This is a genomic window from Flavivirga algicola, assembly GCF_012910715.1.
Taxonomy (GTDB): domain Bacteria; phylum Bacteroidota; class Bacteroidia; order Flavobacteriales; family Flavobacteriaceae; genus Flavivirga; species Flavivirga algicola.
Genome location: NZ_JABBHF010000011.1, coordinates 84005 through 105630, shown reverse-complemented (window position 1 = coordinate 105630; position 21626 = coordinate 84005). Strand labels below are relative to the sequence as shown.

The window sequence follows — 21626 nt, the reverse complement described above, 5'->3', positions numbered from 1 at the left end:
CGAGTCAAATGTTCAAAAAGATCGGAAGCGTTGAACAATTAGACGAAGCGTAGCGAGTCAAATGTTCAAAAAGATCGGAAGCGTTGAACAATTAGGCGAAGCACAGCGAGTCAAATGTTCAAAAAGACCAGAAGCGTTGAACAATTAGACGAAGCGCAGCGAGTCAAATGTTCAAAAAAATCTAACGTTTTTAAGTATTTATTTAGCTTATTTACAATACATTATATCAAACCTCACTTTTAAGTGAGGTTTTTTTTTTGATTTCTTATGTAACATTTTTTTGATTTTGAATCTAAAGGGAAAATCAATTTAAAATGTATACCATGAAAACAATTAAAAAAATAGTATTAATAGCAATTATTTTATTTACAATCTCATTAAATGCACAAGAAAAAAGATTTAAGGTAGATGTGATAGGTAAAGGAACACCTGTTTTATTATTCCCAGGGTTTACTTGTACTGGTGACGTTTGGAAGGGTGTTGTGGGTGAATTATCTAAAACAAACGAATGCCATATATTTACCTTTGCAGGTTTTGGAGGTGTACCAGCTATAGAGAAACCTTGGTTACCAAAAATTAAAGAAGGCTTAGAAGAGTATATTGCCAAGAACAACTTAGAAAAAGCAACTTTAATTGGGCATAGTTTGGGTGGATCATTAGCTTTATGGCTTGCTACTGAAGATCTATATGATTTCAATAAAATTATTGTATTGGATGCGCTTCCCTCTGTAGGAGCATTAATGATGCCTAATTTTAAGAGCGAACATGTTGTCTATGATAATCCTTATAATAAACAAATGCTTGAAATGAATGCCGAAAATTTTGAAAAACAAGCGGTGCAATTTGCGACAGGAATGTCTTTGAACAAAGAAAAACACAATCAAATCAAAACATGGATTTTGGAAGCAGATAGAGAGACTTATGTTTATGGTTATACCGATTTAATGAAATTGGACCTTAGAGAAGATGTAGCTAAAATAAAAGCGCCAGTATTTATTTTAGGAGCTACACATCCTTTTGGAGAAGAGAACGCTAAACGAACTTACACAGAGCAATATAAGAACCTAAGTAATTATAGGATTGAATATGTTAAGGACTCAGCACATTTTATTATGTATGATCAACCAGAATACCTTATAAAAACTATTAAATCGGAATTAAAATAAGTGAATGGAAGGTTTAGAATCTAAATTCGATACAATTTATACAACTAATTATCCTAAGGTCATTCGCTTGTGTCTGGGTTATTCTAATGGCGATGATATGCTTGCAAAGGATTTAGCCCAAGAGGTTTTCATCAAGGTTTGGGAAAATTTAAAATCCTTTAGAAAAGAATCCAGCATATCGACTTGGATATACAGAATTACGGTAAATACATGCTTAGTAAGTCTCAGAAATAAAAAAACAGTTGATGTTTCAGATCATTTAAGCTATTTGGAAAACACAGATGATTCACCCACAGAAACAGACAAAGAGCTTAAATTAAAACAGCTATATCATTGTATTAATAAATTAAACAAAGATGGTAAGGGTATTATACTATTAGAGTTAGAAGGTTTGCCACAAAAAGAGATAGCAGAAATTATGGGATTAAGCCACGAAGCAGTAAGGGTAAGAGTTCACAGAATTAAAAATCAATTAACTAAATGCGTTAAATTATGACAACTTTTGAAAATTTAAAATCCCAATGGGACAACCAACCAGAATTAAAAACACCAGATAATGGATCTAAAATGATTATTGAGAAGGTAACTTTTCTTAAAAGAAAGCAGCGTATAACAAATTTTGTGTTAACTATAACAGCTATAATTTTGCTAGGATTCTTCTTTTATATTGCAGCGTATAACAATACAAAAGTCTCCATGGCACTTTTATTAATGTTTGGTGCAGTGCTAGCAAGAATAATTGTAGAAAAATTAAGTATTAGAAAACTATATAAACTAGATGTAACAGCTAATAATATGACATTTAGACAAAAAGTAGTTTATTATTATAAGTCGCGTATCACTACGCACTATGTTATTACACCCATTCTAATAATATTATACATCACAGGTTTTATGATTCTAATGCCGTATTTTAAACAAGGCCTATCAACAGGCTTTTATACGTATATTCAAGTATCTGGATTCATGACTTTATTTGTTCTAGTTCTTTTAATTGGTAAACAAATAGCCAAAGAAATGAAAATATTGAAAGGATTGAGTAGTTAAAATTGTCATGATTACGAAAAAATGCCTCATTTAAATGAGGCATTTTTTATGGCATCAATTTTGAAATGTATCTTTGTAGTCAGAATAGAAACTAATCTATAATAATACTTAAGGTTAATACAATTAATAGATAGAATCAGTCTTTGTTATTGATTCTAATAGCAAAGCGGTTTTGTGTCTTTAGTCAGGTATTATTTATAATATTGAATTTTTTGAAATGAATACATTGAAAAATATAAAGAATATTTTACTGTTTTTACTAATTGCTGTAGGTTTTTCGCAATGTGCAAGCACTCAAAAATTAGAGGATAAATTGCCTTTAGAAATAGGAGATGTTTATGCCCGACATTGGGTTTCAGGTGTTAGAGGTGGTGGATCTGGCTATAATTTGTTCATCCCAGTTAAATCAAATCCCGATAAAATAGTACTGGACAGCCTTTATTTTAATGGAAAACGTGCGAAATTAGAATTAAAGAATGCATCCCTTTTTGTTGGACGCTTCAAATCTAAAGTGAACCAAAGGCACGATATTATTATGAGTAGTGACTCATTAGCCGAATATGGCAATCGCGTTCCAGAAGTTGCTAAAAAAATGCCTTTTGAATTAAATGATACAGAATGTGTAGTTAGTTATCAGAAAGGCAATAAGACGTTATATTATAAGATTTCTAATATAGTTAGAAAAGCGTCCGAAAAACATCCCAACATTCCGCAAAATAGGCAATAGCTTATCTTTTGGTTTGCATTAGCTAAAAACGTATTTTTAGCAGAATAAAAAATGAGCCTTTGGGGATCCTTAAAACTTTTTTTAAAGACACAATTATTTACGGTTTAGCAATTGTATTACCACGTCTTATAAACTTTCTTTTGGTTCGTTTACATACCGATGTATTGCCCAACGAGGCCTATTCTGAAAATACAGAGTTTTATGTCGTAGCAGCTTTTTTTAATGTTATTTTAACCTATGGTATGGAGACAGCTTTCTTTAGGTTTTTTAGTAAAAATAAGGAAAAGGGGAAAGTACTATCAACGGCTATCGTTTCAATTATTTTCAGTACAATTATTTTAGGAACAACCCTATTTATATTTAGAGAATCCATTTCTCATGCATTACACATAAACACCAACTTTTATAGTTTATTGGTTGCTATTACACTGGTTGATACGCTAATAGTAATCCCGTTTGCTTATTTAAGGGTAACTGGACGCCCTATCAGGTTTGCATCTATAAAGCTTATTAATGTATTTATTATTGTGATATTGAACATCTTGTTTTTATCCACATCGTACGGGGTGGCGAGTCTACAGAACGTATTTAAAGTAGGAGATAAAGTTGAATACATTTTTATAGCAAACCTTATAGCAAGTATTATGGTTCTATTACTAGTGTTTCCATATTACTTCAAAAACAAATTACAATTCGATTTAAGTATATTAAAGCAATTACTTAATTATGGCTGGCCAATAATGGTTGCTGGATTGGCCTTTGTAATTAATGAGAATTTAGACAAATGGTTACTACCAAATTACGAAGGAGAGTATATAAATGGTGCATACAGTGCTTGTTACAAACTTGCTGTATTCATGACTCTGTTCGTTCAGGCTTTTAGAATGGGAGCCGAGCCATTTTTCTTTAATCATTCCAAAGAAGATAATGCCAAAAAAACTTACGCTACGATTCTTAAATATTTTACTATAGTAGGAGCATTAGGTTTATTAATTGTTACATGTTTTATTGATTGGTTGCGCCCCATATTCATAAAAAAAGAGAGTTATTTAGTAGCATTGAATATAGTCCCAGTAGTTTTATTGGCCAATTTATGTTTGGGAATTTATCACAACCTATCTGTATGGTATAAGCTTACAGATAAAACACGTTATGGCATGTATATTTCTATAGTAGGAGCCATCATAACCATTGTTTTTAATATAATCTATATCCCTATCTTAGGTTTTATGGCCTGTGCCTATGCGACTCTACTAGCTTATGGTATTATGATGCTTCTTTCTTATTTATTAGGTAAAAAACATTACAAAGTACCGTATGCAGTTGGAAGGATTAGTTTCTACTTAGGGTTTAGTACTTTATTATCCTTTTTAAGTTTTTACATTTTTGAAAGAGATATTCTTATAGGAACTGTATTTTTGTGTTTATTTTTGGTATCTGTAACATTACTGGAAAAAAATCAAATAAAACAATTATTAAAGCGATAGCATGCAAATTAAGATAATAAATAAATCCAATCATGATTTGCCAAACTATGAGACCATAGCATCGGCAGGTATGGATTTAAGAGCTAATATCTCGGAAGCCATTATATTGAAGCCTTTAGAACGTACCATCGTTAAAACAGGTTTGTTTATTGAGCTTCCCATTGGGTTTGAAGCGCAGGTAAGGCCTCGTAGCGGTTTGGCTGCAAAAAAAGGGATTACAGTTTTAAATGCACCAGGAACGGTTGATGCCGATTACAGAGGTGAGATAGGTGTAATTTTGGTAAATCTTTCAAATGACGATTTTACTATCGAAAATGGAGAGCGTGTGGCGCAATTAGTGATTGCAAAACACGAACGTGCCGAATGGGTTATAGTAGAAGAGCTATCTGAAACCTCACGAGGAAAAGGTGGTTTTGGTAGTACGGGGGTGAAGTGATTGAAGAATTACGATTAACGATTTTTGAAATATAACTTTCGTGTATTCCTGGCTAAAAAAACTTAAGGTTTCCGTGAAGGATATAAAGAAGTTACATTGTCAGGTTGAGCTTGTAGAAACCTATTTGGAAATAGAAATTTAATTAAAAAGATTTCCTCCTACGAGGGAATGACAAAAATGTTATAGATGAAAATAATAGTACCCATGGCAGGGCGAGGTTCTCGTTTACGTCCGCACAGTTTAACAGTTCCAAAACCATTAATCCCGGTAGCTGGACAACCAATTGTTCACAGACTAGTAAAAGATATTGCTAAAGTTTTAAAACAACCTATAGAAGAAATAGCCTTTGTTTTAGGAGACCCAGCTTGGTTCGGTGACGATGTGGTTTCAAGTTTAGAGGATCTAGCAAAGGAGTTAGGAGCTAAAGCGTCTATCTATCGTCAAGATCAACCATTAGGAACAGGTCATGCCATTATGTGTGCAAAACCATCACTCTCTGGTCCAGCAGTGATTGCATATGCAGATACACTAATTAGAGCTAAATTTGATTTAGACCAGACAGCAGATAGTGTTATTTGGACCAAACAAGTAGAAAACCCAGAAGCTTATGGAGTCGTTAAATTAAATGGAAACGATGAAATTGTTGAGTTGGTTGAAAAACCAGAAACCTTTGTAAGCGATCAGGCAGTTATTGGAATTTACTATTTTAAAGATGTCGCTGTTTTAAAAGGAAAGCTACAAGAAATTCTGGATGAAAACATTATGAATGGTGGCGAGTACCAAATTAATGATGGTATAAAACGTATGATGGCAGAGGGAAAAATATTTAAAACAGGAACTGTTGATGAATGGATGGACTGCGGTAATAAAGTTATAACCATAGAAACGAATCAAAGGATGCTAGGCTTTTTAAAAGCAGATGGTGAAGAGCAATTGGTATCTGCCTCGGCGAAATTAGATAATTCAACTATTATAGATCCTTGTTTTATTGGTGAAAACGTTGTCCTTAAAGATAGTACGATAGGGCCTTACGTATCTATAGGAAATGATAGTGTAGTCGAGAATTCAAGTGTTAAGAATAGCTTAATTCAAACACATACCACAATTAAAAATGCTAATTTAGATGATGCTATGATAGGTAATCATGTTAAATATGATGGCGATTATACATCTATTAGTATTGGCGATTATTCAGTTTTAGAGTAATATTGTTGTTCCCTAGTAGGAGGGAATTAATCCTAATTAAGCAAATTTTCGGAATGGTATTTGAAGCCTATTCATTATGCAGAATAAAGCAACGTACGTGATAAATTAATAGATGAAATATAAAATCTACATATTATTTGTGTTTTTTGGAATGTTAATTTTTCCACAGATTAATTATGCACAGGTAGATTTTAATAAAAAGCCCGATGACGATTTAGGCAATGTTGAAGACAAATTTCAAGAGCTTTTCTATGAAGCCTTGAAACAAAAGGGTATTGAAAATTATGACAGATCGGTTGAATCGCTTTTAAAATGTATAGAACTGGATAATTCGGTACCCGTTTTGTACTATGAATTAGGTAAAAACTACAAGAAACTCAAAAATTATCAAGCAGCAGAAGAAGCCTTAAAAAAAGCCGTAAACAAAGAACCAGATAACGAATGGTTTTTAGATGAATTATACGGATTTTATGCATCGCAAAATGATTTTGATAAAGCTATAAAAACGGTTAAGCAACTTGTTAAATACCATCCAGATTATAAAGAAGATTTAGCATCACTTTATCTTAGATCTAAAAAATATGATGAAGCATTAAAGCTTTTAGATGAATTAGATTCAAAATTTGGTATTTCCATGTCTCGTGATAGAATGCGTGATCAGATTTACAAAGCAACAGGACGTAAAAAAGATCAAATAAAAAATCTTGAAAAGCGTGTTGAGGATCATCCAGATAAAGAATCTAATTATTTAGCTTTAATTTTTCGTTACAGTGAAAACGATGAAAAAGAAAAAGCCTTCGAAACAGCGAAGGAGCTTTTAAAAATTAATCCGAATTCGCAATTAGTCCATTTAGCACTTTATAAATTTTATTTAGACGACAACGATGCAGAAAGAGCTATTGAATCTATGAAAATTGTTGTTAAAAGCAACGAAATAAAACCAGAAGCGAAACTAAAAGTGTTAACAGATTTTGTGAAGTTTGTTGGCAATAACCCACAATATGAAGCAGATTTGGTAGAAGCTACAGCTATGGTTGATAATAAGGATAATAGCAAATCGCTCATTGAATTAGGTCAGTACTATCTAACTAAAAAGAATAAAGAAAAGGCTTTAGAGTATTTTGAAGAGGCCTTAAAGTTAGAGCCAAATAATTTTGGTGTTTTTCGTAATGTACTATTACTTTATATTGATTTACAGAAGTATCATTTAGCTGAAGAAAAAAGTAGTGAGGCTCTTCAAAAATATCCGTCCCAACCCTTATTTTATTTAATAAATGGTGTTGCATTAAACCAATTAAATCAACCTAAAAAAGCCATAGATATTTTGGAAGCGGGACTGGATTATATTATTGATGATACTAAAATGAAAACGGATTTTTACAATCAATTAAGTAAAGCCCATACCCTATTAAACAATACAGCTAAAGCCAAAACGTTTAGTGATAAAGCAAAACAATTAGAAAGTTCGAATTAATGAATATACGCCTTCAGCTCACTTTAGCCTTTTTAGTATTATTGGTATTTAATTGTAAATCATCAAGGACAATTACTGCGGGAGAGGCTAATTTTAAGCTCTCCACAAAGCAATTAATAAAAGAAAATGCCAAACAGACTCCTAATTTTAAAACGTTTAAGTCTACCCTTAAAATAACCTATACACAAAAAGGGGATTCGCAATCACATTCGGTAAGCTTTAGGGCTAAAAAAGATGAAGTCTTATGGATGAGTGCTACATTTTCGATAGTAAAAGCATTAATTACACCAGAAAAAGTAAGCTTTTACAATAAGTTGGATAACACTTATTTTGATGGCGATTATAAGTATTTAAGTGATTTATTAGGAACAGAGTTAGATTTTCAAAAGGTTCAAAATTTACTATTGGGAGAGGCTATATTCAATTTAAAAGATGGTGCTTACAAAGGTTCTGTTGATGATGAATCTTATATTCTCCAACCTAAAAAACAACGTGAGCTTTTTGAGATATTCTTTTTGCTAGATCCATCACATTTTAAAGTAAAATCACAACAAATATCGCAACCAAAAGAGTTTAGGCATCTACAAATAGATTACCTATCGCATCAAGATGTTGAGAAACAGATTCTTCCAGAAAAGATAAAAGTTATTGCTTTAGAAACTAATGAAGAAACCATTATAAATTTAGAGTTTAAAAACGTAACTCTAAATGAAGAATTGCGGTTTCCATTTAAAATACCATCAGGATTTAAAGAAATAAAACTTTAATGCTAAATAAGGATTCTTCATATAAAATAATATTTTGTATAGTGTTTTTACTATGTGGGGCTTTTGTTTTTTCCCAGAATAATAAACAAAAGCAGTTAGAATCCCGCCGACAAGAATTGCGCAGAGAAATTCAGAAAATTAATGAACTACGTGCCGAAAACAAATCAAAAGAAAAATCACAATTATCATTAATAGAAGATTTTAATTATAAGATAAATGTGCTTTCTAACCTTATTAAAGTGACTAACCAGCAAGCTAATTTGTTAACACGTAAGATTAATTCGAACCAAAAGAAAATAACGGCTTTAAGGGGAGAATTAAAGGAACTGAAGGAAGATTATGCTGCTATGATTGTGAAGTCTTATAAAAGTAAAAATAAACAAAGTAGAATTATGTTTTTGCTGTCGTCTGATGATTTTAAACAAGCATACAAACGATTGCAGTATATAAAACAGTATTCCGATCATCAAAAACAGCAAGGGGAAACTATAAAAGCTAAAACATCCGAGTTACAAACTACAAATAGAGATTTGCAAGATCAGAAAGAAGATAAAAAACGGTTGATTGCCGATAATAAAGTCATTCAAAAATCATTAGAATCAGAACGCAAGCAACATCAGGTCCTAATGAGGTCAATTAAGCAGAACCTGTCGCGATACACGTCTCAAATAAGACAAAAACAAAGAGAAGCCAATAGAATTGATAGAGAAATAGATCGTATTATTAAAGCGGCTATTGCCAGGTCCAATAAAAAAGCAGGAAAGGTAGCAACTTCAAAAAGTTTCGCGCTTACGGCAGAAGAAAAAGTTTTAGCATCCAACTTTATAGCGAATAAAGGTAAATTACCCTGGCCAGTTGAAAGAGGTGTGGTAAGGTTGGGTTATGGCACACAAAGACATCCTATAGATAAGTCGTTAACCATTAAGAGCCATGGTGTTAGAATTGCAACACAAAAAGGGTCTAAAGTTAGAGCTGTTTTTAATGGTGAAGTGAGCGAAATACTCAAGATGAAAAATGTTAACCCCATCGTGATGATTCGCCATGGAAATTATCTAACCATATACAAGAACCTATCCAGCGTTTTTGTTAAAAAAGGAGATAAAGTATCTACCAAACAGGAGATAGGTAAGGTTTTTACCAATCCGTCCAATGGTGAAACCATTTTAAGCTTTACAATATCTAAAGGAACAAGTACCGAAAACCCAGCTTCTTGGATTTATAAGATGTGATAAGTGCTTAGTTTTTTTCAAGATTACTCTTTTCTAGATATATAATAATAGATGAGTATAGAATTTCTATGATGCCCCCAATTAATCCAATTAAATGAAAAGGTGTATTAAAAATCAACCCACCAATTCCCGATAAAATTAATGTTGCCCCAAAAATCCAGTAAACCCGCATTCCATAAATTGAAGAAAATACTAAGTACCGACCTCCAATAATTAATATCATTATTGAAAAAAACCAATTAGGGCGAACTTGTAATGAGAAGTAAGCTATAAATAGTCCAATAAATAATATAAAAGTGCTCTCTAGCGCTAGATAAGATAAGGGGTTACCACTTTTATGCTTTCCAGACCTGTTTAAGGCTTTGGATAGCACTATTCCTAAGGGGTGAATTAACATGCCTCCAAAAAAGAAGACAAGTACGCTAATTTGTTTTGTACCAATTAATGCCGTAATCCCAGATGTTAGCCATACAATTCCAGACACAAAAGCACCTGGGCCACCGCCAAAGTAAGATTTGCGCATATCTTTTTGTGCATCAATAAAATTCATTTAAATATCAGTTGTTTTAATAAGGCCTAACGCTCTTGTTCTTGAATTGTTGCGAGAAAATCCACAGGATTATTTTCGTCGTGACTGGAAAGATAACAAAAACAGATATGAATCCGATTAAGAATTCAGTTGTAATTAATGATAACAGTATTGCTCAGGTTGACTATAGTAGTCTGGGTCTGGGTTATGAGAGGACTTTTTTAATATTCAATTTTTTTTATCACCTCATATTGTTTATCGACGACTGATTGATTAAAACCATGTGCAGCATTAGGCAATAAAAAATATTCTTTTTTTGGAGCTATTATTTTGTCAAAATAAGGTTTGCTCATTTCTTTAGGCGTCAATATATCTTTTTCGCCTTGTATGAGATAAATAGGAATTTTAAACTCTAAACCAGTTTTGTTAAAATCAACTTCTGCTACCATTGATTTTACACCCAATTTTTTAAAACCAACAAAATTACAAAATGAATAATCATCCCCTTCATATCTGTTTTTGTTATCTTTTTCATTGTCATATTCGGGGGCTAGTTTAAACCAAGTATTTGGCGCTGGAGTTGAATTGGTCCTTTCGTATTTTTTAACAATGCGCAATATTTGTCCATAACTTCTTGGGTTGTTATATGGAGGCTTTCCAAAAGACTCAAGTTTTTCAATGGCGTTAGTATCAATTGTTTTTTTTGCCATTGCAAACGTTTTTTCATAGGCATAGATAAAACCTTTTGAAGGGTTGACAATTTGTGAATGCCCGACATAAGCATAAAAAAGTTCTGGATTACTCAAAGCCATCTCTGTACCAAGGAGAGAGCCCCATGAAGAGCCAAGAAGTATGACTTTATCTTTCTTTAGGTAGTCAATAAGATATTTTGTGAGTTCAATACCATCTTTGGTCATCTGTTCTACGGTCAATGGGTTTTCTATCAAATATGCTTCATTTAATTGTGCTGGAGCATTACGTCCATAAGTTCTTCCTGCTCCTCTTTGATCCCAATGGACCAAAATAAAATCTTTTTCCCACTTACCATAAATAGCATTGTCGTATTGACTCATAGCACTTCCAGGACCACCATGTATAAAGAGAACAATAGGCTTTGTTCTGTCTTCTCCTTTTATAGTTATCCATTGCTCTATACCCCCAATGGAAACAAATTTTTCTTCCTTAATAGATTTGTTTTGTGCTACTGAAAAAGTGGCAATTAAGAACAGCAATAGGGAAGCAAAATATGAACTTTTCATTTTATATGATTTTCATATAAGACGGTACATAGACTAAATTGTTACATACCCACAAAAAGGGGGTGTCTAAAAAGTATGTTCTATGTCATATTGAGCTTGTCGAAATATTTTTAAAATACTGATAATCAATGTTGTTTTCGACAGGCTCAACCTGACAAATCAAATTACAAAGACTTTTTAGACTCCCTCTTTTTGTTATGTATAGTAAAAATTAAGAAAATTTCTTTCAAGAGCAATAATGCCCTATTTTTTAAGTAGTTCTCTTAAACATAATTTTCAAAGAAGTTTATACCCTAACAATAACATAGCCTCTGCTTGTTTTCTTGTAATGATTTCCGTTCCAAAAGTAATAACGTTTCCCTTTAACCCTTACAATTTTGTAATGCCTTGGGGCTTTTTTTACAACCGTTATTTTTGCAGGCTTAGTAGCGACACGGGTAGCACAAGAGGATAAATTTATTGTGCATAAAACGAAAAATAAAATAATAAATAATCTCATAGCTTTTTTAGATTTGATTTTACTATAAGACTTAATGAAAAGTAAAAGGTTTAATTACTCAAATAAGGCCTTTAACTCTGTAGCCTCATTTGGTTTTATTTTTCCTGCTAATAATAAACTTAATTGTTTTCGGCGTAATGCTGCATCAAAGCGCTCTTTTTCTAAAGTGGTTTCTGGAATGACTTCAGGAACTGCTATGGGGCGCCCTGTTTCATCTACAGCAACAAAGGTATAAATAGCTTCGTTCGCTTTTGTCTTATCACCAGACTCCCTATCTTCTATCCAGACATCAATAAACACTTCCATTGAGGTGTTAAAAGCGCGAGACACTTTTGCTTCAACGGTTACAACACTTCCTAAGGGAACAGCTCTGTTAAAAGCAACATGATTTACCGATGCTGTAACCACAATACGTCGTGAATGGCGTCTCGCAGCAATACTTGCCGCGCGATCCATTCTCGCTAATAATTCACCACCAAATAAATTATTTAAAGGATTGGTTTCACCAGGTAAAACCATATCGGTTAGTATGGTTCTCGATTGTTCAGGAGTCTTTGCTTTCATTATATAATAATTTAATGATTTCGCAAAGGTAAAACGATTCTAGGAGTTATTAAGTACTATTTAAGATATAATTAGGAAGCGTAACTTAGTTCAATTCCTTAACGGATAACCATGCAGCTTTGTCATGGGTTTTTTTAATAGCCCTTAGTGCTTGAAGTGCTTCAATTCTGTCCTCATAGCTGGCATAAACAACTTCATGCAAGCCATATCTATTAACACCAATCTTTCTAGCCTTAAAACCCTCAGCCTTTAATTGCGAGATTTTTTTATCACAGTTTTCTTCAACTCTAAAAGCGCCTGCAATAATATGGTAGTTACCTGTTTGCTTAGTAACATTTAGGTTTATGGCAGGAAGTGGATTTAAATTAAATGTTGCCTGTTGTATTTTAGTATCCAATTGCTGTGTAGCTTCTTCTTGCGCTAATTGATTGTGTTGCTCAATTTGATTTATATAGTAATTAGATCCTACAAGACCACCAAGTGTTAAAGCAACTAAAGCAACTGCTGCATATTTTAAGTAAGGTCTGGTTTTGCGCTTCTCTGGAGTAACCGTAATAGGGACTACTTTTTCAATCTTTTCAACCTCTTCTCTGTAAACTTCACGAGCAACAGCTGGTGATACAAATTGAGACAGACCAAATGAATCTGTTAAATAGTTAAGATGGTTTGAAGGTTCAAATAAAATCTTGCCCTCACTATTAAAAACAATGTCTCCAATATTCTTAAAAGTAAGTGTTTCGCCTTGGGTTAAATAAGACTTTAAGACCTTTACGCGTTTTGCAATTTTTTTATTGGCAATTTCGAAAGGGATTTTTTCTACGTCAGCAATATAATGTGCTAATAACCCATCATTTTTTTGGATTTGCTCATTAAACGACACCATTTTGTTTGGAGGATAAAAAGCATTGGTAGTTTCATGAATGGTAGCAGAGACACGTTGTGTTAAAAAAGCACCAAACTCAGGAATGGTAACACACTCATATCTGTATAATAAATCGCTTATATAGGTTTCTAATTGCATAAAACAAAGTTAAAAAAAATTATGCTTTCAAGTAAAATTTCATTGAAAGTATTTATTTACAAAATAAAAATTCTTTTATTGCAGATTCAAAATCAATAACATAGAATGACAGAAAATGAATTGCTTTATACTCTGGCTTTACAACATGTTCCGAATATTGGAGATATAACGGCCAAACGTCTTATTTCGCATTGTGGTACTGCAGAAGCCGTTTTAAAAGAAAAGAAACGGAACTTGCTAAAAGTTGATGGCATAGGAAGTGTTATTTTGGGAGGTTTATTTGAAGCCAATCATTTAAGGGTGGCAGAAAAGGAAATGGCCTTTATAGAATCTAATAAGATCCAAGTTTCTTATTTTAAGGAGGCCAGTTATCCTGAAAAGCTTAAGCATTGTATAGATGGTCCTATTTTATTGTTTCAATCAGGAAATATCAATTTAAAACAACAACATATTATAAGTATTGTTGGAACTCGAAAAATAACAACTAATGGCATCGCATTTTGTGAAGCATTGGTAGAAACTTTAGCGCCTTACAGTCCAGTTATTGTCTCTGGTTTTGCCTACGGAACCGATATTACTGCTCACAAAGCAGCCATTAAAAATAATTTGCAAACAGTTGGTTGTTTAGCACATGGATTGAACCAAATGTATCCCAAAGTACACAAAAAATATATAGCAGATATAGAAAAAAATGGAGGCTTTTTTACCGATTTCTGGAGTAGTGATACATTTGACAGAAACAATTTTTTAAAACGAAATAGAATCATTGCAGGTTTGAGCGAAGCGACCATTGTTATAGAATCTGCGGAAAAAGGAGGGAGCCTGGTTACTGCAGATATAGCAAACTCCTATAATAGAGATGTATTTGCAGTTCCAGGTAGAACGACAGACAGCCAGAGTATGGGGTGCAATAATTTAATAAAGCATCAAAAAGCACACATGCTTACTACCCCCTTAGATATACCTTATATGCTCAATTGGCAATTAGAAGAAGAGAAAACAACAGTTGTACAAAAACAATTGTTTGTTGAGTTGGATACGACAGAAAAGGTAATCTATTCGTATTTGAAAGAGAATGAAAAACAACAGTTAGACATTATTGCTTTAAACTGTAATTTACCCATATTCAAGGTTTCCAGTACGTTATTAAATATGGAATTAAAAGGTGTGGTTCGTCCGTTACCAGGTAAATTATTTGAATTAATTTAAACTTTAATAAAAATAAATTTGATCAACATAAAGTGCTTCCTTTTCAAAAGGCACCGCTATAATTTTGTAATATCTGTATTTGTTTTTAGATATTTTTACTTCAATTTTTCTGTATTTACCCTCTTTATTCTTGTCTATTTTTCGATATGTCTTTTTTACTTGTTTTATTAATTTTAAATTATCTTTATCATACCCTGCCCAAAGTTCAAAAGATTCTAAAGGTTCTTTTTTTTGCCTATTATGCATGCCGTAACTAAGAACAAGTTTGCGAATATCTGGAGCATTTTCTCCAAAGTCGGCTATTGCATTTAAATGATGTTTTTTATTAAAAGTAACCCAAAATGGTGATGCTTGAATATTGAAAGTGATTTTTCCCTTATTATTATCTATAAGAATTGTTTCAGCGTCACCTATAAATGCACTACTATATCCTTGGTAAACAACATCAAATTTTACAGGAGTAAAACCTTTATCAACAAAACTGTAGTTTTGTATTTTACTTGGTAACCAATTGTTTTTATATGCGATGGTTTTAATAGGTTTATTTCTATTTAAATCTATTTTTATTGGTTTTTCATATAAGAGTGACAATTTGTTGGGTTTTGAACCGTCTACAGTATATCTAATTTCTACACCTGGAATTTTATGACCTAGTTCTATAAAATCATCTTTAGAAATAACGGTATTTTTGCTTACTAGAATAGGAGACGCGAGTTTTAGTTTTTCATCAGAACCTTTAAAACCAGTTTCAATGTAAATATTAGGAAATTGTGTTTTTAGAGTTTTAATATCATTTTCTGAAATAGAGGTATTCCAGAGGTACACTTTTTTAAGATTAGGTAACTGATTTAAAGTAGTGCTAATAGTGACATCAATTTTAGTACCTGATATAGATAATGTCTTTAATTTTTTGCAAGCTTTTATAGGCTGTAAACCTTCACTGGTTAAATTTGTAAAATTTAATACTAAGTTCTCTAAATTGGTTAGAGAGCTTACAAAGTTAATACTGCTTTTATCAATGGGTAAATACGATAAATTGAGGGATACTATTTGTTTTTTAACAATAGCAAGATCAGTTAGAAATTCAGGTTCATAGGTCTGTCTGCCATGAATAACCACATCCAAAGCTGGAGAAAATGGCGATTTTTGAATAACTGTTCTAAAGGGGTTTTGTAAAGCTATAATGTCTTTTTCTTTTGCAAAGTTAAAAGCGTATTCTGGTTCTACTTTTTCTTTTTTTGTTTGTAATAGTTTTGATATTATTAATCCTAAAGTATCTTGTTTTGGTAATTGGATTAAGGAAACTGTGTTATTTGCACCTTGGTCAATCCAAGCTGTAAGTAGCTTGATTTCAGTTTTAGTAAGTTGCTTTTTTCCTTGTGGAGGCATATGCTTTTTATGCTCAATGGGTAAATGAACACGTTTAAGTAAAGCGCTTTGGGTTGTATTATATGCAATAAATAACTCGCCATTTTTTCCACCCAAAATCATTCTGTTAAAAGTACTCATATCTAAATCGCCCTTTTGTTTTTCAGAATTATGACAGCTTACACATTTAGCATCAAGTATAGGTTTGACAAACCCCTTGAATATAGGTGTGTGTTCGTTTATTTCAACAATTTTATTTTTAGCCAGTGGTTCTGTAATAAAATTGATACCATGAGTTAATCCAGCTCCATAATGACCTGCAAAAATGACGCCTACAAAACTGATATAAAGTATGGCGTTAAATACGTTATCTTTTTTAACGAATATTAGTAAATAGATTAAAAAACTAATACCAACACCAATCCATTTATGCAATATCATTAATTTGGTAGTATCTCCTTCCATAGAAAGGAATAAACCCATTATAGTTGCTAAAGTTGTGGTAAATGCTGTAAATAAAACTAGAAAGCGTTTTATCTTTTTAAAGGTGTTAAGGTCTATTCGCTTTTTAAAAAAGCTTAAAATAACCAGAAAAAAGATACAAACTATAGGGAAATGTAAAACGAGCGGATGCATTCTACCTAAGGGTTGTAACCAATAAGGAATCGTTACGCTGTTCTCAAAAATTAACATCATTACTAAAAAGCAATGTAATAAGAACAATATGTTCAAGACAAAGGATTCTAATTTTTTCATACGCTCTTACGCCAAAATATCTTTCACCACATGTCCATGAACATCAGTTAATCTAAAGCGCCTTCCTAAATGTTTGTAAGTTAATTTTTCATGATCAAGTCCCATAAGATGTAAAATAGTGGCATGCAAATCATGAATATGAACTGGGTTTTCTATAATATTATAACCAAACTCATCGGTTTCTCCATATGACATGCCTGCTTTAACACCTCCACCAGCCATAAATATACTGAAGGCTCTAGGGTGATGATCTCTACCATAATTATCTTTAGTAAGTTTTCCTTGGCAATAGTTGGTACGCCCAAACTCACCACCCCAAATCACTAAAGTTTCATCTAATAATCCTCTTTGTTTTAAGTCGGTAATTAATGCAGCAGATGCCTGATCAACGTCTTTAGCCTGTTTAGGCATATCCCTTATAAGGTTTTGATGTTGATCCCAACCTTGATGATATAATTGCACAAAACGAACACCAGATTCTGATAATTTTCTAGCCAATAAACAATTAGATGCATAAGTGCCTGGTATCATGGAATCTGCTCCATACATTTCAGTAATATAGGCAGGTTCTTTTGATAAATCCGTAATTTCTGGAACAGCAGTTTGCATTCTAAAAGCCATTTCATATTGCTTAATTTTAGAATGTATTTCGGGATCTCCAAACTCAGAATATCCTAGGTTATTGAGTTCGGCTAAATGATCTAACATTTTTTTCCGTTGGGCTTTATCCATGCCTTTCGGGTTATTTAAATATAAGATAGGATCCTCACTTGCACTTAATTGTACACCTTGATGTGTACTATCAAGAAAACCGTTAGACCACAATTTTGAATATACGCCTTGTCCATTACCAGAACCTTTAGATAGTAAGACGCAAAAAGCAGGTAAATTTTTATTTTCATTACCTAAACCATAACTAAACCAAGATCCCATACTTGGTCTATTACCTTGTTGAGCCCCTGTTTGTAAAAAAGTTAAAGCAGGATCATGATTAATAGCATCTGTATGCATGCTTTTAATAACACAAATGTCATCGGTTATTTTCGCTATATTAGGAAACAAATCACTAACCCAAGTTGCAGATTTTCCATGTTGTTTAAAATCGAATTTAGAGCCCACTAAGGGAAAACTTTTTTGATTTGCAGTCATTCCAGTTAATCGCTGGCCCTGACGAATTGAGTCTGGTAAGTCCTCACCAAACATTTCTCTAAGTTTAGGTTTAAAATCAAAACTTTCTAATTGAGAAGGCGCACCATTTTGAGTAAGCATAATAATGCGTTTTGCTTTGCTTGCAAAATGCTTAATCCCAAGAGGTAATTCTGTGTTAGTAGCTTTAGACCCTTTGAATAAGTTAGGAATTAATAATGATCCCAAAGCTGCACCTCCAACACCCATAGCCATTTTACCTAAAAAATGTCTTCTATTTATATTTAAGCGATGTTCAAAAAACTCTTTATCCATGTGAATGTGTCTTTAACTTTTCATTATTGTTTCTTCCATATTATACATAGTATGTATAATTTGCATTAGAGATGCCACTTTTATATCATCTCTGTTTTTAGATATTGGATATTCTCCCACATCAATAAAAGATGAAGCGTTTTCAGGGTTTGCTGTAAAAACGCCCCTTTGATCTTCATAATATTTTAATAGAATGTCTTTTTCTTCTGGTTTTATGTTGCGGCACACTATAAGTTGAAAGGCTTTTTCAATTTTTTGTTCTAAGGATGAATCTTCTTCGTTTAATTTTTCAGATAGCACACGAGAGGATTCTAGTACTGTTGGCCCATTTAGCATAATTAATGCTTGAAGAGGTGTTGAAGTGCTATGTCTTTTTACCTCACATTGATCTCTTGTAGCTGCATCAAAGGTGGTTTGAACTGGAGGTAAAACAGTACGTTTTATAAATGTGTAGATACCTCTGCGGTATAATTTATCACCATGGTCTTGAATGTATTGAGCTAATAGACCACGCCTAGAACTTGCCGCTGCCCATAAGTTATCTGGCTGATATGGCCTTACACTTGGTCCTCCTATTTCATCATTTAATAAACTACTACTGGCTAAAACATGGTCTCTAATCATTTCGGCGTTTAATCGTGTTCTGTGCATTCTAGACAAATAAATATTTTCAGGGTCTACTTCTAATTTTTTAGAATTCACAATGGTTGATTGTGTATAGGTTGCAGAGGTAACAATTTGTTTGAGTAATCTCTTTATATTCCAATCATTTTCTTGAAAATCAATCGCTAACCAATTAAGTAATTCAAAATGAGAAGGCAAGTCTCCTTGCATGCCAAAATCTCCAGGAGTATTCACAATACCTATACCAAATATATCCTGCCAAACCCTGTTTACATAAACCCTAGAAGCTAATGGGTTTTGTTTATTTAATAACCATTTTGCTAAACCAAGTCTATTTGATTCAAATTTATTTTTATCAAATTCTAAGATCGCTTTTGGGGTATCAAACTCAACAATTTCGCCTTTTCCATCGTACGCACCTCTTTCTAGAACATGAGTAGTTCTAATACCAACGGAATCCTCCATTACCATAACTCTTACATCATGCGTAGATTTTTTATTTATAAAAGATAATTTTTCTTTTATTAACGTATCGTTTATAGTAATATAGGGAGGATCAGCAAAGTTTCCTATGGTCCCTACCAAGCCTTTTTCAGGAACCTTGTCAAAAAAAGCAAATGTTTTAAAGTAGTCTTTTTGCGAAATAGGATCGTATTTGTGATCATGACATTTGGCACATTCAAAGGTTAAACCTAGAAAAGCTTTGCCAAAGGTATTTGTTCTATCTGTTACATATTCTATGCGATATTCTTCATCTATAACACCACCTTCTTGAGTAATTTTATGGTTTCTATTAAACCCAGTAGCTAGAATGGCTTCCATATTTTTTTGAGGTAATAAATCTCCAGCCAATTGCCATGTTACAAACTTATCATAGGGGTAATTTTCATTAAAAGCATGTATCACCCAGTCTCTCCATGGCCACATGGTACGAGCGCCATCATCTTGATAGCCATGAGAATCGGCATATCGTGCTACATCTAACCAATGGTTAGCCATTTTTTCACCGTAATGTTTGCTTGCTAAAAGTTTATCTACAACATTTTCATAGGCATTAACGGAGGTATCATTTAGAAATTCGTTTTGTAGCTCTATAGAAGGGGGTAAGCCTATTAAATCAAAAGCAACACGTTTTAAAAGCCGTTCTTTTTTAGCTTTTAGGTTTGGCTGTAAACCTATGTTTTCAATTTTATTTAATATGAAGTAGTCTATTTCATTAATTACCCATTCATCATTTTTTACTTCTGGAAGTTTAGGTTTTGTTGGAGTAACAAAAGCCCAATGTTTTTGATATCTAGCGCCTTGTTCTATCCATTTTTTAATAACCTTTTTTTCGTATTCAGAAAGTTTTAAGTTAGTCTCTTTGGGAGGCATAACCTTAGATGTGTCTTTAGTTGTGATTCTAAACATAACTTCAGATTTATCTGGTTTACCACTTATAATAACATGTTTGTTTTTGTTGTCCTTTAAAGTCTTATATGCACCTTCTTCAGTATCTAATCTAAGGTCTGCAGCTCTTTTGTTAGCATCTGGGCCATGACAATTAAAACACTTATCAGAAAGTATGGGGCGTACATCAAAATTGTAATCTATAACTTTTGGTACTTTTTTATCAGGTATATTGGTATAGTCAGAAATATTCTCTTTACAAGAAAACAATATTAATAGAATTACTAATGCGATATGTCTCACTTCCATTTATACACGTTCTAGTTTAATAGGGTATGACCTGTTGGCATTCCACTGGCAGATATAAAGGTTTTTATCTTCATCTACGCAAACATCATGACAATGATTAAAAAGAGAGGTGTTTTGAAGCATCAATTGTAGCTTTCCTCCTTTGTATTTAGGTTTAGTGCCACCTGGGTTTGACACTACTTCATCATTTTTGTCTAATATGGTAACAAAACCAGAATTAGGAACACGTTCTAAATATTTCATTCTGGACCAGCATACACCTGAATAGATGTTTTCACCATCAATTACAGGTCTACATACATAAGCTCCAGGAAGGAAAATGGTAGATATATATTCTCCATCTAATGTATACCTTTTAAATGAATTCTGAACTCTAGAGGTACATAAAAGCGTTACATTATTAGGATCTCTGTCATCTATAGCAACGCCATGTGCATTGTTTAGCTGCTCATCTTTATGGCCTTTACCACCAAATTTTCTAATAAATTCCCCATCCTTATTATATTGTAAAATCCAATCTGATCCATATCCATCAGACACATAAATATCACCATTTGGGGCAACTGTAGTTTCTGTAGGCCTGTATCGCATTTTTTTGGTGTAAACACCAATATCATGAGGTTTTGGTAATTCCATGATTATCTTACCAGTAATAGTTGTTTTAATGATTCTTCCACTATTATCAAGAACGAATAGCATATCTTCTTCGCCTTCTTTAAATAATGTAAGTCCATGACCAGATTTCATATTATACGTCCAAGAAGTTAAAAGCTTCCCAGATTTATCATAAACTATAATGTTGTTTCTAACCTCATCGGTAACCATTATTAATCTGCCTTTTGAATCCATGACCATTTCATGGCAGTTTTTAACAGGTGTATTAGCTGGATTTAGGTTGCCCCATGCTTTATGAACACGGTATTTAAAATGGCCATGACCTATAATTTCGTCATGTAATTCAGGTTTCTTTAATATTGTAAAGCCATATGTTGGTAATGATAAAGAAGCACTAGCTAGTGCAGTTTTTTTAATAAAATCTCTACGCGAATGTGCCATTTTTAATGTTTTAATAATAAGTAAAGCCTTCAAATAGAAAAGG

At 32.7% G+C, this 21626-nt stretch carries 20 protein-coding genes; 11 read left to right on the top strand and 9 right to left on the bottom strand.

The genetic code is table 11. The annotated features are described in order from the left end of the window. Positions 1–323 precede the first annotated feature (323 nt). From HHX25_RS17385 to HHX25_RS17340, 10 genes are all read left to right on the top strand, one after another. On the top strand, positions 324–1166 hold the full coding sequence (locus tag HHX25_RS17385) for an alpha/beta fold hydrolase (protein WP_169676131.1): 843 nt from the start codon (positions 324–326) through the stop codon (positions 1164–1166). A 4-nt stretch (positions 1167–1170) separates the two neighbouring features. Beyond that, the gene (locus HHX25_RS17380) at positions 1171–1662 is read left to right on the top strand and encodes an RNA polymerase sigma factor (protein ID WP_169676130.1); all 492 of its coding nucleotides are present in this window, start codon (positions 1171–1173) and stop codon (positions 1660–1662) included. Next, positions 1659–2213, top strand: a complete 555-nt coding sequence (locus HHX25_RS17375; RefSeq protein ID WP_169676129.1) for a hypothetical protein — start codon at positions 1659–1661, stop codon at positions 2211–2213. Before HHX25_RS17380 ends, HHX25_RS17375 begins: the two co-directional genes overlap by 4 nt. Positions 2214–2430: 217 nt before the next feature. Continuing rightward, positions 2431–2940, top strand: a complete 510-nt coding sequence (locus HHX25_RS17370; RefSeq protein ID WP_169676127.1) for a hypothetical protein — start codon at positions 2431–2433, stop codon at positions 2938–2940. A gap of 59 nt (positions 2941–2999) precedes the next feature. Beyond that, positions 3000–4427 (top strand): oligosaccharide flippase family protein, encoded by a 1428-nt coding sequence (locus HHX25_RS17365; protein ID WP_169676125.1) that lies wholly within the window; start codon positions 3000–3002, stop codon positions 4425–4427. A gap of 1 nt (position 4428) precedes the next feature. Continuing rightward, a complete protein-coding gene (gene dut, locus HHX25_RS17360; RefSeq protein WP_169676123.1) occupies positions 4429–4863 on the top strand; it encodes a dUTP diphosphatase in 435 nt (144 codons plus the stop codon). Between the two features lie 186 nt (positions 4864–5049). After that, positions 5050–6069: a sugar phosphate nucleotidyltransferase gene (locus tag HHX25_RS17355; protein WP_169676121.1), complete on the top strand. Its 1020-nt coding sequence runs from the start codon at positions 5050–5052 to the stop codon at positions 6067–6069. Positions 6070–6181: 112 nt separating this feature from the next. Then, entirely contained in the window at positions 6182–7543 is a 1362-nt protein-coding gene (locus tag HHX25_RS17350; RefSeq protein WP_169676119.1) for a tetratricopeptide repeat protein, read from the top strand. Continuing rightward, complete coding sequence (locus HHX25_RS17345; RefSeq protein WP_169676118.1) at positions 7543–8310, top strand: DUF4292 domain-containing protein; 768 nt, start codon at positions 7543–7545, stop codon at positions 8308–8310. Before HHX25_RS17350 ends, HHX25_RS17345 begins: the two co-directional genes overlap by 1 nt. A gap of 116 nt (positions 8311–8426) precedes the next feature. Then, positions 8427–9539: a murein hydrolase activator EnvC family protein gene (locus tag HHX25_RS17340; RefSeq protein WP_240964563.1), complete on the top strand. Its 1113-nt coding sequence runs from the start codon at positions 8427–8429 to the stop codon at positions 9537–9539. Positions 9540–9546: 7 nt separating this feature from the next. Here the strand turns inward: HHX25_RS17340 and HHX25_RS17335 are convergent, their stop codons facing one another. The 5 genes from HHX25_RS17335 to HHX25_RS17315 all read right to left on the bottom strand — a co-directional run bounded on the left by HHX25_RS17335 (position 9547) and on the right by HHX25_RS17315 (position 13411). After that, positions 9547–10089 (bottom strand): DUF7010 family protein, encoded by a 543-nt coding sequence (locus HHX25_RS17335; protein WP_169676114.1) that lies wholly within the window; start codon positions 10087–10089, stop codon positions 9547–9549. 200 nt (positions 10090–10289) lie between these two features. Further along, complete coding sequence (locus HHX25_RS17330; RefSeq protein ID WP_169676113.1) at positions 10290–11327, bottom strand: alpha/beta fold hydrolase; 1038 nt, start codon at positions 11325–11327, stop codon at positions 10290–10292. A gap of 286 nt (positions 11328–11613) precedes the next feature. Then, on the bottom strand, positions 11614–11826 hold the full coding sequence (locus HHX25_RS17325; protein ID WP_169676111.1) for a DUF6515 family protein: 213 nt from the start codon (positions 11824–11826) through the stop codon (positions 11614–11616). 54 nt (positions 11827–11880) lie between these two features. After that, on the bottom strand, positions 11881–12390 hold the full coding sequence (locus tag HHX25_RS17320; RefSeq protein WP_169676109.1) for an acyl-CoA thioesterase: 510 nt from the start codon (positions 12388–12390) through the stop codon (positions 11881–11883). A gap of 85 nt (positions 12391–12475) precedes the next feature. Next, a complete protein-coding gene (locus HHX25_RS17315; RefSeq protein ID WP_169676107.1) occupies positions 12476–13411 on the bottom strand; it encodes an HU domain-containing protein in 936 nt (311 codons plus the stop codon). 105 nt (positions 13412–13516) lie between these two features. Here HHX25_RS17315 and dprA point away from each other — a divergent pair, with 105 nt between their 5' ends. Beyond that, positions 13517–14620 (top strand): DNA-processing protein DprA, encoded by a 1104-nt coding sequence (gene dprA / locus HHX25_RS17310; protein WP_169676105.1) that lies wholly within the window; start codon positions 13517–13519, stop codon positions 14618–14620. A 3-nt stretch (positions 14621–14623) separates the two neighbouring features. On the opposite strand, the gene HHX25_RS17305 is transcribed toward dprA, so the two are convergent. The 4 genes from HHX25_RS17305 to HHX25_RS17290 are packed head-to-tail and all read right to left on the bottom strand — an operon-like array spanning position 14624 to position 21583. Next, a complete protein-coding gene (locus HHX25_RS17305) occupies positions 14624–16744 on the bottom strand; it encodes an FN3 associated domain-containing protein (RefSeq protein WP_169676103.1) in 2121 nt (706 codons plus the stop codon). Positions 16745–16750: 6 nt separating this feature from the next. Continuing rightward, positions 16751–18205, bottom strand: a complete 1455-nt coding sequence (locus tag HHX25_RS17300; RefSeq protein ID WP_169676101.1) for a DUF1501 domain-containing protein — start codon at positions 18203–18205, stop codon at positions 16751–16753. A 12-nt stretch (positions 18206–18217) separates the two neighbouring features. Then, positions 18218–20527 (bottom strand): PSD1 and planctomycete cytochrome C domain-containing protein, encoded by a 2310-nt coding sequence (locus tag HHX25_RS17295; RefSeq protein WP_169676099.1) that lies wholly within the window; start codon positions 20525–20527, stop codon positions 18218–18220. Then, complete coding sequence (locus HHX25_RS17290; RefSeq protein ID WP_169676097.1) at positions 20528–21583, bottom strand: NHL repeat-containing protein; 1056 nt, start codon at positions 21581–21583, stop codon at positions 20528–20530. Positions 21584–21626 lie beyond the last annotated feature (43 nt).

Coding starts and splice junctions, on each gene's coding strand:
- HHX25_RS17380 (WP_169676130.1), top strand. CDS start 1,171: ATGGAAGGTTTAGAATCTAAATTCGATACAATTTATACAACTAATTAT.
- HHX25_RS17315 (WP_169676107.1), bottom strand. CDS start 13,411: ATGCAATTAGAAACCTATATAAGCGATTTATTATACAGATATGAGTGT.
- HHX25_RS17320 (WP_169676109.1), bottom strand. CDS start 12,390: ATGAAAGCAAAGACTCCTGAACAATCGAGAACCATACTAACCGATATG.
- HHX25_RS17355 (WP_169676121.1), top strand. CDS start 5,050: ATGAAAATAATAGTACCCATGGCAGGGCGAGGTTCTCGTTTACGTCCG.
- HHX25_RS17375 (WP_169676129.1), top strand. CDS start 1,659: ATGACAACTTTTGAAAATTTAAAATCCCAATGGGACAACCAACCAGAA.
- HHX25_RS17345 (WP_169676118.1), top strand. CDS start 7,543: ATGAATATACGCCTTCAGCTCACTTTAGCCTTTTTAGTATTATTGGTA.
- dprA (WP_169676105.1), top strand. CDS start 13,517: ATGACAGAAAATGAATTGCTTTATACTCTGGCTTTACAACATGTTCCG.
- HHX25_RS17370 (WP_169676127.1), top strand. CDS start 2,431: ATGAATACATTGAAAAATATAAAGAATATTTTACTGTTTTTACTAATT.
- HHX25_RS17295 (WP_169676099.1), bottom strand. CDS start 20,527: ATGGAAGTGAGACATATCGCATTAGTAATTCTATTAATATTGTTTTCT.
- HHX25_RS17385 (WP_169676131.1), top strand. CDS start 324: ATGAAAACAATTAAAAAAATAGTATTAATAGCAATTATTTTATTTACA.
- HHX25_RS17325 (WP_169676111.1), bottom strand. CDS start 11,826: ATGAGATTATTTATTATTTTATTTTTCGTTTTATGCACAATAAATTTA.
- HHX25_RS17305 (WP_169676103.1), bottom strand. CDS start 16,744: ATGAAAAAATTAGAATCCTTTGTCTTGAACATATTGTTCTTATTACAT.
- HHX25_RS17350 (WP_169676119.1), top strand. CDS start 6,182: ATGAAATATAAAATCTACATATTATTTGTGTTTTTTGGAATGTTAATT.
- HHX25_RS17290 (WP_169676097.1), bottom strand. CDS start 21,583: ATGGCACATTCGCGTAGAGATTTTATTAAAAAAACTGCACTAGCTAGT.
- HHX25_RS17330 (WP_169676113.1), bottom strand. CDS start 11,327: ATGAAAAGTTCATATTTTGCTTCCCTATTGCTGTTCTTAATTGCCACT.
- dut (WP_169676123.1), top strand. CDS start 4,429: ATGCAAATTAAGATAATAAATAAATCCAATCATGATTTGCCAAACTAT.
- HHX25_RS17335 (WP_169676114.1), bottom strand. CDS start 10,089: ATGAATTTTATTGATGCACAAAAAGATATGCGCAAATCTTACTTTGGC.
- HHX25_RS17300 (WP_169676101.1), bottom strand. CDS start 18,205: ATGGATAAAGAGTTTTTTGAACATCGCTTAAATATAAATAGAAGACAT.